The 17,099-nt window shown below is 63.1% G+C and carries 18 protein-coding genes; 13 read left to right on the top strand and 5 right to left on the bottom strand.

From position 1 onward, the window contains the following. From EOC93_RS15975 to EOC93_RS35390, 4 genes are all read right to left on the bottom strand, one after another. Window positions 1-987, bottom strand: a complete 987-nt coding sequence (locus EOC93_RS15975) for an ABC transporter permease (protein ID WP_095483918.1) — start codon at window positions 985-987, stop codon at window positions 1-3. Between the two features lie 120 nt (window positions 988-1,107). Then, on the bottom strand, window positions 1,108-2,040 hold the full coding sequence (locus EOC93_RS15970; protein WP_127205091.1) for a substrate-binding domain-containing protein: 933 nt from the start codon (window positions 2,038-2,040) through the stop codon (window positions 1,108-1,110). Between the two features lie 257 nt (window positions 2,041-2,297). Beyond that, on the bottom strand, window positions 2,298-3,455 hold the full coding sequence (locus tag EOC93_RS15965; RefSeq protein ID WP_127205090.1) for a fumarylacetoacetate hydrolase family protein: 1,158 nt from the start codon (window positions 3,453-3,455) through the stop codon (window positions 2,298-2,300). 92 nt (window positions 3,456-3,547) lie between these two features. Next, window positions 3,548-3,673 carry a hypothetical protein gene (locus EOC93_RS35390; protein ID WP_280953350.1) on the bottom strand — a complete coding sequence of 42 codons (126 nt, stop codon included), beginning with the start codon at window positions 3,671-3,673 and terminating at the stop codon, window positions 3,548-3,550. 49 nt (window positions 3,674-3,722) lie between these two features. Here EOC93_RS35390 and EOC93_RS15960 point away from each other — a divergent pair, with 49 nt between their 5' ends. The 7 genes from EOC93_RS15960 to EOC93_RS15930 all read left to right on the top strand — a co-directional run bounded on the left by EOC93_RS15960 (window position 3,723) and on the right by EOC93_RS15930 (window position 11,252). After that, window positions 3,723-5,006 (top strand): FAD-dependent oxidoreductase, encoded by a 1,284-nt coding sequence (locus EOC93_RS15960; protein WP_127205089.1) that lies wholly within the window; start codon window positions 3,723-3,725, stop codon window positions 5,004-5,006. An 86-nt stretch (window positions 5,007-5,092) separates the two neighbouring features. Beyond that, a complete protein-coding gene (locus tag EOC93_RS15955; protein ID WP_127205088.1) occupies window positions 5,093-5,980 on the top strand; it encodes an ABC transporter permease in 888 nt (295 codons plus the stop codon). Then, window positions 5,977-6,855 (top strand): ABC transporter permease, encoded by an 879-nt coding sequence (locus tag EOC93_RS15950; protein ID WP_126103322.1) that lies wholly within the window; start codon window positions 5,977-5,979, stop codon window positions 6,853-6,855. Before EOC93_RS15955 ends, EOC93_RS15950 begins: the two co-directional genes overlap by 4 nt. Next, complete coding sequence (locus EOC93_RS15945) at window positions 6,840-7,910, top strand: ABC transporter substrate-binding protein (RefSeq protein ID WP_126103321.1); 1,071 nt, start codon at window positions 6,840-6,842, stop codon at window positions 7,908-7,910. The genes EOC93_RS15950 and EOC93_RS15945 overlap by 16 nt, the downstream gene beginning before the upstream one ends. A 190-nt stretch (window positions 7,911-8,100) precedes the next feature. Then, the gene (locus EOC93_RS15940) at window positions 8,101-8,709 is read left to right on the top strand and encodes a cupin domain-containing protein (RefSeq protein WP_126103320.1); all 609 of its coding nucleotides are present in this window, start codon (window positions 8,101-8,103) and stop codon (window positions 8,707-8,709) included. Then, window positions 8,699-9,784, top strand: a complete 1,086-nt coding sequence (locus tag EOC93_RS15935) for an ABC transporter ATP-binding protein (protein WP_126103319.1) — start codon at window positions 8,699-8,701, stop codon at window positions 9,782-9,784. The genes EOC93_RS15940 and EOC93_RS15935 overlap by 11 nt, the downstream gene beginning before the upstream one ends. Before the next feature lie 40 nt (window positions 9,785-9,824). Next, complete coding sequence (locus EOC93_RS15930) at window positions 9,825-11,252, top strand: aldehyde dehydrogenase family protein (RefSeq protein WP_126103318.1); 1,428 nt, start codon at window positions 9,825-9,827, stop codon at window positions 11,250-11,252. Window positions 11,253-11,318: 66 nt separating this feature from the next. On the opposite strand, the gene EOC93_RS15925 is transcribed toward EOC93_RS15930, so the two are convergent. Beyond that, a complete protein-coding gene (locus EOC93_RS15925; protein WP_126103317.1) occupies window positions 11,319-12,011 on the bottom strand; it encodes an FCD domain-containing protein in 693 nt (230 codons plus the stop codon). Window positions 12,012-12,189: 178 nt separating this feature from the next. Between EOC93_RS15925 and EOC93_RS15920 the strand changes: the two genes are divergently transcribed. From EOC93_RS15920 to EOC93_RS34835, 6 genes are all read left to right on the top strand, one after another. Next, the gene (locus tag EOC93_RS15920; protein WP_126103316.1) at window positions 12,190-13,185 is read left to right on the top strand and encodes an ABC transporter substrate-binding protein; all 996 of its coding nucleotides are present in this window, start codon (window positions 12,190-12,192) and stop codon (window positions 13,183-13,185) included. Between the two features lie 12 nt (window positions 13,186-13,197). Then, on the top strand, window positions 13,198-14,025 hold the full coding sequence (locus EOC93_RS15915) for an ABC transporter permease (RefSeq protein WP_126103315.1): 828 nt from the start codon (window positions 13,198-13,200) through the stop codon (window positions 14,023-14,025). Window position 14,026: 1 nt separating this feature from the next. After that, entirely contained in the window at window positions 14,027-14,830 is an 804-nt protein-coding gene (locus EOC93_RS15910) for an ABC transporter ATP-binding protein (protein ID WP_126103314.1), read from the top strand. A gap of 6 nt (window positions 14,831-14,836) precedes the next feature. Beyond that, on the top strand, window positions 14,837-15,592 hold the full coding sequence (locus EOC93_RS15905) for an ABC transporter permease subunit (RefSeq protein ID WP_127205087.1): 756 nt from the start codon (window positions 14,837-14,839) through the stop codon (window positions 15,590-15,592). Window positions 15,593-15,594: 2 nt separating this feature from the next. Beyond that, window positions 15,595-16,293 (top strand): fumarylacetoacetate hydrolase family protein, encoded by a 699-nt coding sequence (locus tag EOC93_RS15900; RefSeq protein WP_126107223.1) that lies wholly within the window; start codon window positions 15,595-15,597, stop codon window positions 16,291-16,293. Further along, window positions 16,286-17,099 (top strand): AMP-binding protein (locus EOC93_RS34835; protein ID WP_245461473.1); only part of this gene is annotated, 814 nt, incomplete at its 3' end. The genes EOC93_RS15900 and EOC93_RS34835, both read left to right, overlap by 8 nt.

Here is a 17,099-nt window from a genome sequence, read left to right as displayed (position 1 = left end):
TCAAGTCCCCGCCTGATGCCGGCGTTCCAGCCATGAATGGAGCGCCATCATGCCGAGGATGATCGCGCCGATGAAGATGTTGTAGGCAAGGCCCGGCACGCCGATCAGCACGATGCCGTTGCGCATGACGCGCAGGATCAGGATGCCGAGCACGGTGCCGATGATGGTGCCGCGTCCGCCGGTCAGCGCCGTGCCGCCGATCACCACCATGGCGATGACTTCGAGCTCGTAGCCAGTACCGCTGTTGGGATTGGCGGCGGAGGTGCGCAGCGAGCTGATGACGCCGGCAAGCGAAGCCATGATCGATGACAGGATGAACAGGCCGATCTTGACGCCGCTGACGTTGACACCACGAGCCTTCGCCGCGTTGGGGTTGCCGCCGGCCGCCTGGATCCAGTTGCCGGTCCGGCTCTGCGTCAGCACGTAGCCGAGCGCGATCGCGGCTGCGATGAACCAGAACAGCGACATGTAGATGCGGAACGGTCCTATGAAGAAATCGCCGACCAGCGCCTCGGCGAGCCAGCTGCCTTCGGCGCTCCAGGTGCGCTGCGGAAATCCGTTGGTGACGAACAGGGCGGTGCCGCGCACCACCAGCAGCATGCCGAGCGTCACCAGGAAGGACGGTATCTTGAGCTGCGTCACGAACCAGCCATTGACCAGGCCGATGAAGGCGGCAACCAGCAAGGCCACGACGAAGCCGGCTTCCAGCGAGGTGAGGCCGCTGTTGAAGAGTGTCCACATCAAGACAGGCGAGAAGCCGAACAGCGATCCGACCGAGAGGTCGAATTCGCCCGATGTCATCAACAGCGTCATCGCCAGCGCGATCAGGCCGAGCTCGACCGTGAAGGCCAATATGTTGCTGATGTTCTGCGGCGACAGGAAGTCGTGGTTGAACCCCCAGAACACGGCGAGTTCGACCACAAGCAGCACGAAGGGCCCGAATTCCGGCCTGGCGATCGAGCGTTGGATGATGGAACTATTTTCCACGTTGGACCCGCGACATGGTTGGAACTGGCCAAGCCTGGCGCCGCATAAAGCGGTTCGAGGTTCGGCGGAATGATGGGGATGACCGCGGCAGGCACCGCCGCGACCATCCCGATCGCGGTGTTATTTCCCCGACAGGATGTCGTCGTAGACCTGCGCAGTGTCCTTTTCGTAGAGCGCGCCGGTGATCACGTCGAACCCGGGCGGGATGCCGCTGGCGGCCATGTTGGCGAGCGAAAGTGCCACATAGCTGGTCGCCTGCGGATCCTGCCACTGCCCGGCATTGACGTAGCCGGTCAGTACCTCCTGGGTGGTATCGAGCGAGTTGCCCCAGCCGACGACCGGGATTTCGCCGGGCTTGATGCCGGCCTGGTCGAACACCCGCTTGATCGAGCCGGTCACCAGATCGCCGAGGCCGATGATCGCCTTGACCTTGGCCCTGTTGGCGGTGAGGTAGTCGACCATGCGGTTGATCGCTTCGGCTTGATCGAGCGTGGCTTCGGTGATCTCATAGGTGATGCCGAGCGGCTCGAAGACGCTCTTGATGCCTTCTTCTTCCTGGACGCCATAGGTGGCGCCCGGGATTTCGACCGGCATCCAGACGAAATCGCCCTTCTTCACCAGGCCCTTGTCGACCAGATACTGCGCCCAGTTCTTGCCGAAGGTGACGTTGTCGCCGCCGACATAGGCGTTGAAGTCCGCCTTCGGATCGGGCGTGTTGAAGTTGATGATCGGGATGTTTGCCGCCCGTGCTTCCTTGGCGAGCTCGATAAGGCTGCCCGGGTCGGGGCTGGTGGTGGCGATGCCGTCGGCCTTGGCGGCGATGGCCGCGCGAACCGCCTCCTGCTGGGATGCCACGTCGCCATTGTGGAACGAGGTGTTGACGGTGTTGCCGGTGTCTGCAGCCCATTGCTTGGCGCCGGCGAGGAAGTAGGTCCAGACCGGATCGGCCGGGCCGCCATGCGAAATCCAGTAGAAGGTCTTGGCCTGCGCCGCCGCCGGAATGGCCAGCGCCACGATCAAGCCGAATACAAATAGTCGTAGCCTTGTCAGCATTTGATTTCCTCCCATTTTGAAAACTGCTTCCCTCCGACGACGATCACGGCAAACCCTGATCGTATTCTTGCCAGCGCCGATCTGGATGCATCAGAGCATCCGCTTTTTCGGTCGATGGCAAGCCTCCATTTGCCAGTGGTAGTTGGCGCGCGACAATGCGCCATCACCCGTCCCATCAGATTGCATCAGTTTGGCTGATATTTTCCAGGCAGGCGGATCAGGCCGAGACTTCTCTCCGTCGCAGTCGGGGGCGGAACCTAGATAAGATCGGCCTTGGCGAGATCGCGCATCAGATGGCTGGCGCCATAGGTCCAGTGGGGACAGTCGGGCGACAGCCGCACCCGGTTGACCAGGGCGCCGAATTTCTCCGACGAGATGGTGACGATGTCGCCGACCTTGTGCGTAAAGCCCTTGCCCTTTTCGCCGCGATCCTTCGATGGCACGAACATGGTGCCGAGATAGAGCGCCAACCCGTCCGGGTATTGGTGATGCGGACCCATGGCGGCAGCGACCAGCTCTTCAGGCGAGCGGCTGATCTCGGCCATCGAGCTTGCACCTTCCAGCGAGAAACCGTCCTCGCCCTCGACCTTCAGGCGCACGGTGGCCTGCTTCACATCATCGATGGAAAAGCTATCGTCGAACAGCCGGATGAACGGACCAAGTGCTGCCGAGGCGTTGTTGTCCTTGGCCTTACCGAGCAACAGCGCCGAGCGCCCTTCGACGTCGCGCAGATTGACATCGTTGCCGAGCGTCGCGCCGACGATCCTGCCGCTGCTGGCGGCGATCATGGCGATCTCCGGCTCCGGATTGTTCCAGGTAGACACCGGATGCAGGCCGACATCGGCGCCGAAGCCGACCGACGCCATCGGCTGGCATTTGGTGAAGATCTCGGCATCGGGGCCGATGCCCACTTCCAGATATTGCGACCAGGCGCCGCGCTGGATGAGCTTGGCCTTGATCTCCATCGCCTCCGGCGAGCCTGGCTTGAGCTTCGACAGATCGTGACCGATCAGCCCGGCAATGTCGGCGCGAATGGCGTCGGCTTTTTCCGCCGAGCCGCGCGCCTGCTCCTCGATGACCCGTTCGAGCAGGCTGACGACGAAGGTGACACCAGACGCCTTGACGGCGTGCAGGTCGACCGGGGAAAGCAGGTATGGTTTTTGCGGATCGCGCGTGGCCTGGAAACTGTTGGCGGCGATTGCGTCAAGCGACCCGATTGGTTCGCCCCCGGCAGCGTGGACGTAGCCTGCCGGATCCGGCATCTCGCAGACGTCGCGCACGGTTGGTGCCATGCTCGACGTGATGTCGAAGACAGTGCCGTCGCGCACCGTGACCACCAGCGGATGGGACCTATCGCTTGTCCGGGCGCGGCCGATGAAGAGGCCCTCGTCGGGCAGGAGAGTGGTGTTCGTCATGGCTGCGGTCCTCTGCTGTCTTGTTCTGCTGTGACGGTCGTCACTGCCGGACCAATGGTTCATCAAAAGCCTGGCCCGCGGCGGCGGCACTTTCAACAAATTCCCGCCAAAGGTCTATCCCGTTCCTCGCGGTCGAGCCATCCGCTGTATTTCGCATCGCCGGACGTCATCCATTTCAATCCGCTGATGCCGAGATCAAAACGCTCTTTCAAAATCATGAAATCGTCACTAGGATTTTCATTTGACGAAACCCATTTCAGGTGACCTTTGCCCGTGCCGTTTTCCGATCCGATCTGGCAGAAGCCGCCGGCGGCCCCTGCGTTCCAGTCGCTTTTTCCCGGCGGGCAACGTGTCGATGTCGTTATCGTCGGTGGCGGGATCCTCGGTCTGTCAACCGCCTTGCATGCAGCCCGGCTCGGGCTTGCCGTGCAGGTGCTGGAAGCCGGCGAGATCGGCCAGGGCGCATCGGGCCTGAATGGCGGCCAGGTGATCCCCGGCCTTAAATATGATCCGGAATGGCTGCTGGAGCATTTTGGCCCCGACCGCGGCGAGATCCTCGTCAATTTTGCCGCCTCGACGGCGGACGCCGTCTTCGAATTGATCCGCGACGAGAAACTGGCGGTGCCGTTCGTTCGCAACGGCTGGATCCAGGCAGCGCACACCGAGACGGCGCTGAAGGCGGCGGCGAACAGGGACCGGCAGTGGCAGGCCCGCGGCGCCGATGTCCGGCTTCTGAGCCAGACCGAGATCGCTGCGTTGACTGGCGCGCAGGGCTATCTCGGCGGCTGGCTCGACCGCCGCGCCGGCGTTATTGATCCGCTTGCCTACACGTCGGAGCTGGCACGGATCGCCTCGGCCGCGGGCGTGAAGATCGCCGAGCGCCAGAAGGTGATACGGCTCGACAAGAACGCCGGCCTGTGGCGCATCTCGACGGAAGGCGGCGCCGAATTGCAGGCCAAAGCGGTCATTCTGGCGACGAACGCCTATACCGGGGATTTGCTCCCCGGTCTCGCCGAGACAATCGTTCCGCTGCACTCCTTCCAGATCGCGACAGCGCCGCTGTCGCCCGATCTGGCAGCCGGGATTCTGCCGGAGGGGCAAGCAGTGTCGGACTCGCGCCGCATCCTCGTTTATTACCGCAAGAGTGCCGACGGCCGGCTGGTGCTTGGCGGGCGCGGCCGGATGGCGCTGCCGACCAGCGAAGGTGACTGGGCGCATCTCGAGCGCGCGCTGCTCCGGCTCTATCCGGTGCTATCCGGCGTTGCCGTCGAAAAGCGCTGGTTTGGTCGGGTGGCGATGACGCCGGATCACCTCCCGCATATCCACGAGCCTGAGCAGGGCCTGATGGCCGTGGTCGGTTGCCAGGGCCGTGGGGTCGGCCTGATGACCGCGCTTGGCGAGCGCATCGCTGGCTATCTGGCGAGCGGTGATGCCAGGCAATTGCCGTTCCCGGTCTCTCCGATCCGGCCGATCCCGTTGCACGCCTTTCGGCAGGCCGGCGTTGCCGCGACGATCGCCTGGTCTCGTATGCTGGATGCATTCGAGCGCTGATTTCATGCCGGCGCAGGAATCAGCTTGACAGTTTCATGATTATGAAAAAGCCTTAGGCGATTTCAAAATCCCGATAGGGCAAGACGATGTCGACCATCGTTGCGACGCAGCCGCCGCCGGAATCCCGGTTTTCTCCGGGTTTCCGCTTGGCCATGCTGCTGCCGGGCGGACTGGTCACCTTCTTCCTGATCCTGTTTGCCCTCGGCCTCGTGCTTTTCCTCGCCTTTCGCGGCAATGACGGTTCGCTGCTGGGCGCCGGTTTCACCCTTGCGAATTTCGTCACGGTAGTGTCCGACCCGCTGTATTGGACGGTGACGCTGCGCTCGCTGACCATCGCCGGTCTGGTGACGCTGGCAACGGTCGTCACCGCCTATCCGGTCGCTTATTATCTTGCCTTCCACGCCGGCCGGCGGCGCGGCCTGCTGTTGTTTCTGGTGACGTTGCCGTTCTGGACCAGCTATCTTCTGCGCGTCTTCGCCTGGAAGATCGTGCTGGCCTATAATGGCGTGCTGAACTCGGCGCTGATCGAAAGCGGCATCTGGTCCGAGCCGACATTGGCGTTTCTCAACACGCCGGCGGCCGTCGTCGTCACGCTGGCTCACGCCTATGCGCCATTCGCCATCCTGCCCATCTACGTGGCGCTGGATACGATCCCCAAATCGCTGCTCGAAGCTGCCTCCGATCTCGGCGCCAGGCCGTTTACCAGCTTCCGCCGCGTCGTGCTGCCGAACTCGATGCCGGGGGTGCTGGCGGCGGCCCTCGTCGTCTTCGTGCCGACGGTTGGCGACTATGTGACCCCGGCGCTGGTCGGCGGTCCTGCCAGCACCATGATCGGCACGCTGATCCAGGCCCAGTTCGGCAAGGCCAATGACTGGCCATTCGGCGCAGCGCTCGCCGTCGCCGTCATGCTGGTCATCCTCGCCGTGGTGCTGGTCGTGCGTTTCGCCGACCGCAGGTTTGGCAGCCGGACATGAGCGCGGCGCGCATAGACGCAAAGAAAGGTGGGAGTTGGCTCGGCGCCTACGTGCTTGTCTATCTGGTATTCCTCTATTTGCCGGTATCGCTGATCCCGCTTTTCTCCTTCAACGATTCGATCCAGGCGGCGTTTCCGCTGCAAGGCTTCACGTTTGAATGGTACGCGACGCTGTTTGGCAATTCGGCGCTGTCCGGCGCCCTTGCCAACAGCCTCGTCATCGGTGCGATTGCCGCCACCGGCGCGACGCTTTGCGGCATCACCGTGTCCTATATGGACCTCTACGGCCGCTCGCCGCTTGCCCTCACGATCAGCGCCATCGCGCGGCTGCCGATCCTGATCCCCGGCGTCATCGTCGGTATCTCGCTGCTGATCCTGGTCAATCTCATCGGCTTCGGTCCGTCGCGCATCGCCATCGTCCTCGGCCACATTTTGGTGGCGCTGCCGACGACGGTGGTGATCATGAAAAGCCGCTTCGCCGCTATCCCGAAGACGATCCGCGAGGCCGCGCTCGATCTCGGCGCTTCCGACTGGACGACATTCAGGCGGGTCATGCTGCCGCTCAGCCTGCCCGCCATTGTGTCGGCGTTCATGTTGGCCTTCCTGACCTCCTTCGACGAGTTCATCGTCGCCTTCTTCCTGGCCGGCACCGAGCCGACGCTGCCGCTTTATATCTGGAGCCAGCTGCGATTCCCGAAGTCGCTGCCGACCGTCATGGCGCTGGGCACGGCAATCCTGGCCCTGTCCTTCGTCATCGCGGCAATGGCCGAAATCCTGCGCCATCGTGGGCTCGCCGCCGCTCAGCGGCCGGTGCCCGCCGACCTGTCCAAACCAGAAGAAACCGAAAGAGGAGAACTGCAATGGCATTCGACCTGAAATCGATAAATCGCAAGACAGTCCAAGCCGGATTGGCCGCCTTCGCGCTGGCGCTTTCGTCGACCGTCGCGTTTGCGGCCGACAAGCTGCAATATTTCACCTGGTCGGGCTACGAACTGCCCGACTTCAACAAGAGCTTCCTCGTCGCACACCCCGATGGCGTGGAAGCCTCGATGTTCGGCGACGACGATGATGCCTTCACCAAGGTCAAGGCCGGTTTCCGCCCTGATGTCGCGCATCCCTGCTACGACAAGGTGGCGCGCTGGAACAAGGAAGGCCTGCTGCAGCCGATCGACACCAAGCGCATCAAGAACTGGGATTCGATTTTTCCGGTCTTCAGGAACCTGCCCGACCTGCAGGCCGGCGACGGCAAGGTCTGGATGGTGCCGTGGGACTGGGGCAACACCTCGATCCTCTACCGCACCGATCTCGTGAAGAACCCGGAACCGAGCTGGAACTTGCTGTGGGACAAGCAATATGCCGGGCGCATGGCGACGATCGACGCCGTCCACGACACGCCCGTGGTGGCGGCCCTTCTCGCCGGCGTCAATCCATTCGACATGACGCCGGAACAGATGGACAAGGTGGCGGAAAAGCTGCGCGAGCAGCGCCCGCTGCTCTCTAACTACACCACCGACATGACCTCGGTCGAACAGGCACTGGCCAGCGGCCAGCTGGTCGCCGCCATGACCTGGAATGCGTCAGCCACCTCGCTCAAGAAGCAGGGCGTTCCGGTCGAGTTCATGAAGCCGAAGGAAGGAATGCTGACCTGGTCGTGCGGCTTCGTCATGCTCAAGGATGCCAAGAACGTCGATCTCGCCTATGACTTCATCAACAGCCGGCTGGAGACGGATTCGGGAAAATACCTGATCCAGGCTTATGGCTACGGCAGTTCGACCAGCTCGGCCTTCGCTGCGGTGCCGAAGGAAGAACTGGAGAAACTGCAGCTGCCGTCCGATCCGGAAGTGATGCTGAAGACCACCGTCTTCACCGGGCCGATGAAACAGAATGACGAACTCGCCAAGATGTTTGAGAAGGTCAAGGCAGGCGGCTGAGTCTCGCCTTCCCTTCTCCCCTTGTGGGAGAAGGTGGATTGGCGCGCAGCGCCAAGACGGTTGGGGGGTGCTGGCCGGAGCGCCGTTGGTGCCAAGCTGGAACACCCCTCATCCGACCGAGCTTCGCTCGGCCACCTTCTCCCACAGGGGGAGAAGGGAAAGCCGCCGTGCCGTAAACGAGGACGAACAGATGGACATACGAAACGAAACCGCTGAAAAGCCGAAGGACGACGCCGATGTGCGGGTCGGCCGGCGCGTGCGGGCGCTCAGGCTGGGACGCAATCTTTCGCTGGCCGAGCTTGCCGCCAAGGCCGGCGTTTCGATCGGTGCGCTCAGCCAGATCGAGCGCGGCCTGTCCTCGCTTCGCGTCAAGGTGATCTGGCCGCTTGCCGCCGCGCTCGACATCGAGCCGTCGGCGCTGATCGCCGACGGCAACGATGCCGGCAACGACCTCTATTGCGTGCGCGCCAACAGCCGTCGGCAAATCCCGGTGAAATCGGAAGGCATTGCCAAGGCGCTGCTGTCGCCGCCGGCCGCCACGCTCACCGGCATGCTGGTGACGGTGGAAGCCGGCGGCGGCACCGCCGAGGCCTATGCGCACGCCGGCCACGAATTCGGGTTCGTCATGGCGGGCGAGGTCGAGCTGGTGGTCGATTCCACCACCTATGGGCTGAAGGTCGGCGACAGCTTCGCCTTCAAGAGCACCTTGCTGCATGCCTTCCGCAATCCGGGCGTCGAGCGCTGCCAGATTCTCTGGGTCAACACGACCAAGCCGTCCGAGGTTCGCGATGGCGCCTGATCCTCTCGTCCGGCTGGATGCGGTGTCGAAAATGTTCCCCGGCGGCATCGTCGGTCTCGACACCATCGATCTCGACATTGCCCGCGGCGAGTTCCTGACGTTGCTCGGACCCTCCGGCTGCGGCAAGACCACCAGCCTGCGGGTGATCGCTGGTTTCGAAAGCCCGTCGAGCGGGCGGGTGCTGCTCGAAGGCCGTGACATCACGGCACTCAGGCCGTTTGACCGGCCGGTCAACACCGTGTTCCAGGACTATGCGCTGTTTCCGCACATGGACGTCGCCGAAAATGTCGGCTTCGGCCTGTCGCTGCGCAAGCTTTCCGGGGCAGAACAGGCAAAGCGCGTCGGCGAAGCGCTCGACATGGTTGGCCTTGCCGAAAAGCTCGGCGCCCGCGTGTCCGAATTGTCGGGCGGCCAGCGCCAGCGCGTCGCGCTTGCCCGTGCCATCGTCTGCGAACCGCGTGTGCTGTTGCTCGACGAGCCGCTATCGGCGCTCGACGCGCATCTGCGCGAACAGATGCAGGTCGAGCTGAAGCGGCTGCAGTCGCGGCTTGGCACCACTTTCGTCATGGTCACCCACGACCAGACCGAGGCGCTGTCGATCTCCGACCGCATCGTCGTCATGAACAAGGGCCGTATCGAGCAGATCGCACCGCCGGCAGCGCTCTACGACCGGCCCGCCACCAAATTCGTCGCCAGTTTCATCGGCACGATGAACCTGCTGCAGTCGCGCTTTGTCGGCCATGACGGCGATCGGTTGCATTTCAACGCCGGCGCCTTGCCGCTGGAAGCCACGTCGGAAACCGGCGAAGCACCGGGTGAAGGCGCGGTGCGAACCATCGGCGTGCGTCCGGAGGATCTTTTGGCAGCAACCGAAGCGGCGACCGGCACCGCGCCGGCGCGGGTGAGCAGCATCGTCTTTCACGGCCGCACCTTGCGCCTGCACGCCGAATTGGGGCAGGGGATACCGGTGGTTATCGACGCGCCACGCCGGGCGGAAGGTTTTCAATTCAGCGTCGGCGACGTGGCGCATATCAGCCTGCGCCGTGGCGCTAACTGCCCTATGCTACCCAGCTAATCTGTTCCCTATCTTTTCCAGAAAACCGGAGCATTACCCGATGAGCAATCATCTGAACTTCTTTATCGACGGAAAATGGGTCGCGCCCGTGGTGCCGGCAACGCTGGATGTGATCGACCCGTCTACTGAAGAGGCCTACACGAAAATCTCCGTCGGCTCGAAGGCCGATGTGGATCGCGCCGTGGCAGCGGCCAAGGCGGCCTTTCCGGCCTTTTCCCAAACCAGCAAGGCCGAGCGTCTGAAGCTGCTGAAGCGCATCCTCGAGGTCTACAACGAGCGCTACGAGGATATCGCGCAAGCTGTCTCCCAGGAGATGGGCGCGCCGATCACCTGGGCGCGCGAGGCGCAGGCCTGGGCAGGCAGGGCGCATATGGAATCCACCATCAAAGCGCTGGAGGATTACGAATTCAGCGAGAAGCGCGGCGGCACCATGGTGGTCAAGGAGCCGATCGGCGTCTGCGCGCTGATCACGCCATGGAACTGGCCGCTCAACCAGATCGTCTGCAAGGTGGCGCCGGCGATCGCCGCCGGCTGCACGGTCGTGCTGAAGCCTTCCGAGATCGCGCCGATCAGCGGCGTCATCTTTTCGGAAGTGATGGAGGCGGCAGGCACGCCGAAGGGGGTCTACAACATGGTCAACGGCACCGGTCCCGACGTCGGGCAGGTCATGGCCGGCCATCCCGATGTCGACATGGTTTCCTTCACTGGCTCGACCCGGGCCGGCATCATCGTCGCCAAGACGGCGGCCGAGACCGTCAAGCGCGTGGCGCAGGAGCTCGGCGGCAAATCGGCCAACATCGTGCTTCCCGACGCCGACTTCGAGGCGGCCGTGCGCCAGGGCGTCAACGCCTGTTTCGGCAATAGCGGCCAGTCGTGCGACGCGCCGACGCGCATGCTGGTGCCGGCGGCCCGCCACGACGAGGCGCTGACGATCGCCAAGAAAGCGGCCGAAGCGCACAAGGTCGGTGATCCGCGCTCGGAAGAGACCAAGCTCGGTCCGGTGGTCAGTAACATCCAGTTCGACAAGATCCAGCGGCTGATCGAGGCCGGCATCGCCGAGGGTGCTACGCTGGTCACCGGCGGTCCCGGCCGGCCGGAGCACCTCAACCGCGGCTACTATGTCAGGCCGACCGTCTTCGGTCACGTCACGCCGGGCATGACCATCGAGAAGGAGGAGATTTTTGGGCCGGTGCTTTCGGTCATCTCCTATGATGACGACGACGACGCGGTGAAGATCGCCAACGACACTGTTTATGGCCTCGCCGCCTATGTGCAATCCGGGGATATCGATCACGCGCGAAAAGTCGCCGGCCGCCTGCGCGCCGGACAGGTCTCGATCAACTATCCGGAATGGGATACGTTCGCGCCCTTCGGCGGCTACAAGCAATCCGGCAACGGCCGCGAATATGCCGACTGGGCGATCCATGATTTCCTCGAGATCAAGGGCATCATCGGCTACGGCGCCTAGCGCATGACCCGAACAGCGCCGCGCGTTTAAGAAGGACGCGCGGCGCTGTAGCGTGGCCAATCCAAGCTATTCGGCGGCTTCGCGGACAGGGATCAGGCGCCGCTCGACCTGTTGGAGATGCAGGCGCATCGCCGCGGCCGCGCCGCCAAGGTCGCGTTCGGCGATCGCCTCGACGATCCGTTCATGGTCGGCAAAGCTGTGATGGTCCGCCGGAGGACGGGCGCCATCTGAACGAAGACGTCCCCAGACCACGGTTCGGCGCACCGCGTTCAGGACGTCGAACAGGCCGAGCAGCACATTGTTGCGGCTCGCCTGCGCAATCTGGCGGTGGAGCAGATTGTCGATGTTCTCATATTGCCGCCATGTGACGGCTTCCCGCGTCTGCACCAGCGATTGCCGCATCGATGCGATATCCGAAAGCGTGGCGTGCAGCGCCGCTTCGCGCGCAATCTCGGGCTCAATGATGAGACGCGCGCGCATCACGTCGGCCGGATTCGTGCGCCCGGCGATTTCCGAAATCCCAATCGTCTCCTCGACCGGTCCACTGCCGACGAAGGTGCCCCTGCCGACGTGACGCCAGATGCGGCCGTCTTTCTCGAGCACCGCCAGCGCCTTGCGCAGATCGCCGCGCGATACGCCGAGGCTCTCGGACAGTTCCCGCTCGGCAGGCAGCCGAGTCTCGCCGGCATGGTCCATCTGGGCAAGATAGGCCTGAAGCTGAACCAGGGCGGCGTGGCCGCCATTTCCGGGATCGTCCATCAATTTAACCAATTCGCATAAGATTTCCCTTTGTTGGTGTTAAAACGATTAGCGCAAACCGTCAACTGCCGAGTTTTCTGGGCGAACGTGTCCGACACGCCGCAGTTTCTCCTTGACCAATCCGGTCTGTGGCCTTAACCAATTAAGGTAATGGTTACAAGAAACGGGAGGAATGACAATGGCCAGCATGACCAGACGTACCATCCTTGCCACCGCTTTTGCCGCGGCCCTGGCATGGGCACTGCCCCTGTCGGCCGCAAATGCGGGCGACATGCGCATCGCATTCGGCGACCTTCCCGGTATAGAATCCATCCAGACACTCGCCGCGATAGAGCGCGCCAAGGAACGCGGCGTGAATGTCGAGCTCATCGTTCTCAATGACGAGGATCTGGCTGCCCAGGCCATTGTCGGCGGCCAGGCCGATGTCGGCATCGGCGCGCCCTATACTCTGATCCAGAAGGTGGGCGTGCCGATTCGCATCTTTGCGCAGATATCGACGCTGCGCTTCTTTCCCGTCGTCAACAGCGAATTCTACAAGGAATGGAAGGATCTCGACGGGCAGGAAGTCGCCGTTCAGGCGCGCGGCTCTGGCACCGAGGCCGTCATGCTCCTGATGGCGAAAAATCACGGCATCAAGCTCGGCAACATCAGCTATGTCCCGGGTTCCGAGGTTCGCCGCAATGCGCTGCTCCAGGGAACCATCAAGGCGTCGATCGTCGACGCCGCCAACAGGCGCGCGCTCGAGGCCGAAGCCCCCGGAAAGTTCATCGTCTTGCCGGTCGAGGATCTCGGCGCCTCGGACGAAGCGCTTTTCGCGACCGCAGACTATCTGAAGAACAACGCCGCCGACGTCGACATCCTGGTCGAGGAATTGATGAAGACCGCGCGCGAGATAACCGCGAACCCGGCGGTGGCGGTCGAGCTCCGCAACAAGTACAAATTGCTGCCGGATCTCGGCGCGGAAGCGGATAGCGAAATCACCGAATACTACAAGGAAACCGCGGAAGCCGGCAGCCTTGCGCTGAATGGCGGCGGCGCGGATGCGGCCGCAGACGACTTCGCCTTCTTCAGCCTTGCCGGCCAGATCGAAGGCGATCCCGCGAGCCTCAAGGTCGAGGACTTCTGGGATGTCTCGGCACTCGACCGCGCTGTCGCCAAGCTCGGCAAGAAATAGGCGGCCTGCCGGATGGCCGTAAGCATCAGAACCGACGGCGAGGCTGCCGGCCTCGCTCCCCTTTCCAATCGCAGCACCACGGGCGCATCGTGGGACCAGCCGATCCTGCTCAGGCTCGTGTCGATCGCCCTGTTCGCAGGAATTTGGGAGGTGGCCGGCCGCATTCCCGTCAGCTTCGCCTTCCCAACTTTTTCCGACACGATCGTCGCGTTTTTCGGATTGCTCGCCGATGGCAGCCTGGCAACTGCCTACCTCTCGACGCTGCAGCCGCTGGTGCTCGGCGTTGTCTTGTCGGCGTTCCTGGGTGTCGGTCTCGGCACGATCTGTGGTCTATGGCGCACCGGCGAATGGCTGCTAATCCCCGTGTTCATCGTGCTTCAGGCTGCACCCGTCGCCGCCTTCATTCCAATGGTCACCTTCGTCTACGGGATCGGCATGACCGCCAAGACGCTCGCCGTCATGATCCTGGCGCTGCCGGTCATCGTGCTCAACACCTACAAGGCCGTGCGCAACGTCAACGAGTCGTTGCTGGCCATGTGCCGATCGTTCATGGGCACACGCTGGCAGACCGTCGCCAAGATCATTCTTCCGGACGCCAGCCCGGTGATCTTTGCCGGCTTGCGCCTCGGCGTCGCTGCCGGGTTCGTCGGCGTGGTGCTCGCCGAGCTGCTGATCACCCCGACCGGCATCGGCGACCTCATCACCTTCCACCGCTCGCGCGCAGATTACGCCGAGATGTACGCAACAATTGCCTCGATCATCGCGCTTTCCACCCTGACGCTCGTCTTTCTGCAGTGGGTGGAAGTCCGTGTTTTCAGGCCCGAGAGTAGAGGTGCTTAACATGGGCGCGACCGCATTGCGAAATGGACCGTCACCGGTTCCCGCACCGATCGATTCAATCGTGGAAGTGAGAGGAATCTCCAAGACCTACGGCAATGTCGAGGCGTTGCGCGGCATCGATCTCGACTTTCCCAGGGGCAAGCTGACCAGCCTTCTCGGACCCAGCGGTTGCGGAAAGACGACGCTGTTGAAGATCATAGCCGGGCTGATACGGGCTGATGGCGGCACCGTCGCGATCAACGGCAAGCGCGTCAGCGCCCCAGGCCCCGAACGCGCTTTCGTGTTCCAGGATTTTGCGCTGATGCCTTGGGCGACCGTGACACGCAACGTGGCCTTCGGGCTGGAATTGCGCGGCACGAACAAGGCCGAGCGCGAGGACATCGCCCGCCACTATATCGCCGAGGTGGGGCTCGCCGGCTTCGAGGACAAATATCCGCACGAGCTGTCGGGCGGCATGCGCCAGCGCGTCGGCCTGGCGCGGGCTTTATCGGTCGATGCCGATGTCCTGCTGCTCGATGAGCCGTTTTCGGCGGTCGACGAGCAGAACCGGCGGAAGTTCCAGGAAGATCTGATCCGGCTGCGCACCAACCAGAACAAGACCTTCATCTTCGTGACGCATTCGATCGAGGAGGCGGTCTACATCTCCGACCGGATCGTGTTGCTGTCACCGAGGCCCGGTCGGGTTTCGCAGATCATCGAGCCGGAAATCGATCGCTCCGGCGATCCGGAGCGCATTCATCGCGACAGGCACTATCTCGATACGGTCGATGAGATCTGGCAGGGGCTGAAGCAATATGTGGAATGATCGGCCATGACCCTGTTTGGCTACCGTGTACCAATGATGGCATCCCTGCTCGTCTGGTGCGTCGTATGGGAAATCGTCGGCCGGCTGGACCTTGTCTTTCTGCTGCCGCCGTTTAGCGACGTGCTGGCAGCAGCCGTCGGTCTGGTGCAGACCCCGTCCTGGCAGAGCGCGACGGTCACGACCCTTCGCGCCTTCGCCATGGGCATGGCCCTGTCGATCGTAGTCGGCGTGCCCCTGGGCATCCTGATGGGACGCGTCAAGATCGCCGACGATTTGCTCGGCATGTGGGTCAACATCTTCTCAAGCGCACCGCTCTCGGCCATCGTCCCCGTGCTGATGATCCTGTTCGGCTTCGGCGAGAAGACGATCGTTGCAGCGGTGTTCCTGTTTGCGATCTGGATCATCGTTCTCGACACACGCGCCGGGGTCCGCCACATATCGCCGTCACTGATCGAGATGGCGCGTTCCTATGGCGCCTCGCGCCCGGCGCTCTATACCAAGATCATCCTGTGGGCGGCACTCCCGGAGATCCTCGCCGGCATCCGCCTCGGCCTCATCCGCGGCGTCAAGGGCGTCGTCATCGGCCAGTTGCTCGTCGCCATCGTCGGCTACGGCGCGCTGTTCGAGACCTTCTCGCGAAATTTCCGCATGGCCGAATTCTGGGCCTTGACCATCATCCTTTTTGCCTTCGCCCTGCTGATCGCCGAACTGATCGAAAGGGCCGAAGCCAAAGTCGAATACTATGCAGGAGCAAGACAGTGAACATGCACGGCACGACCTCAAGCTACGTCATCGAACCGACCGCAATCCCAAGCATTCCGGTGGCGGGAACCGACAAGATGTTTCCGGTGCACCGCGTCTATTGCGTCGGGCGGAACTATGCCGCGCATGCCGTCGAGATGGGACACGACCCCAACAAGGAGCCACCGTTCTTCTTCCAGAAGAACCCCGACAACCTCAATGTTAGCGGAGAATTTCCATATCCTCCGGCCTCCAACGATGTCCATCACGAGATCGAAATGGTCGTTGCGCTCAAAAGCGGCGGCACGGACATCGCGGTCGAAAAGGCTCTGGACTGCGTATTCGGTTATGGCGTAGGTCTCGACATGACGCGGCGCGACCTGCAAGGTAAGGCGAAGGACATGGGTCGTCCTTGGGAGGTCGGCAAGGCCTTCGAGGCGTCGGCGCCATGCACGCCGTTGGTTCCGGCAAGCTCGATCGGCCATCCAACCCAGGGAGCGATTTGGCTGGACGTCAATGGCGAGCGAAAACAGACCGGCGACCTCAACCAGATGATTTGGAAAGTTCCGGAAATGATCAGTTATCTCTCAGGTCTTTTCACGCTGATGCCGGGGGACATCATCCTTTCCGGCACGCCGGCGGGCGTCGGGGCGGTTGTTCGCGGTGATGTTCTTCGCGGTCATATCGATGGCGTCGGCGACCTAGAGGTTCGCGTTGTCTGAAGCGTCGATCATTGAACGGCTTGCCGCCGGAGCGGATGATGCGCCGGCGATTTCGGCACCCGACAGGATCACGCTGACCCATGGCGGGCTGCGCCGCCTGATCTCCGAAACGGCGGCGCAACTGCATGCACTGGGCCTCGGCCGTGGCGACCGGATAGCCATCGTGCTGCCGAACGGGCCGGAGATGGCCACTGCCTTTGTCGCTGCGGCGGCGGCGGCATCCACGGCGCCGCTCAACCCGGCCTACCGGGCCGACGAGCTCGATTTTTATCTCTCCGACATCGGCGCCAACGCAATCCTGGTCGCCGAGGACGAAAGCGGCCCGGCGGTCGCGGTTGCCGAGCGTCTCGGCATAGCGGTGCTGAGGCTGGTCACGCGGGGTGACGCGCCAGCCGGCAGTTTTGAGATCGAGGGCAAACCGGTTGGTCCGCCTGTTTCGCGCGGCCTGGCTGAGGATGGCGACATCGCGTTGTTGCTGCACACTTCCGGCACCACGTCACGACCCAAACTGGTGCCGCTCAGCCATGCCAATCTCGCCGCCTCGGCCGCCCACATTGGCGCGACGCTCGGCCTGACGTCAGGTGATCGCTGCCTCAACATCATGCCGCTGTTCCACATTCATGGGCTGATCGCGGCGGTGCTGTCCTCGCTTGCCGCCGGCGGCAGCGTGTTCTGCACGCCGGGCTTCAACGCGCTGCGCTTCTTCCATTGGCTAAGCGAAGCGCGGCCGAGCTGGTACACGGCCGTGCCGACCATGCATCAGGCGATCCTGCCGCGTGCGGCGCGCAATGCCGAGGCGCTGTCGA

This window comes from Mesorhizobium sp. M6A.T.Ce.TU.002.03.1.1 (genome assembly GCF_003997275.1).
GTDB classification, from domain to species: Bacteria; Pseudomonadota; Alphaproteobacteria; order Rhizobiales; family Rhizobiaceae; genus Mesorhizobium; species Mesorhizobium mediterraneum.
This window is presented reverse-complemented; position numbering and strand designations above follow the sequence as displayed.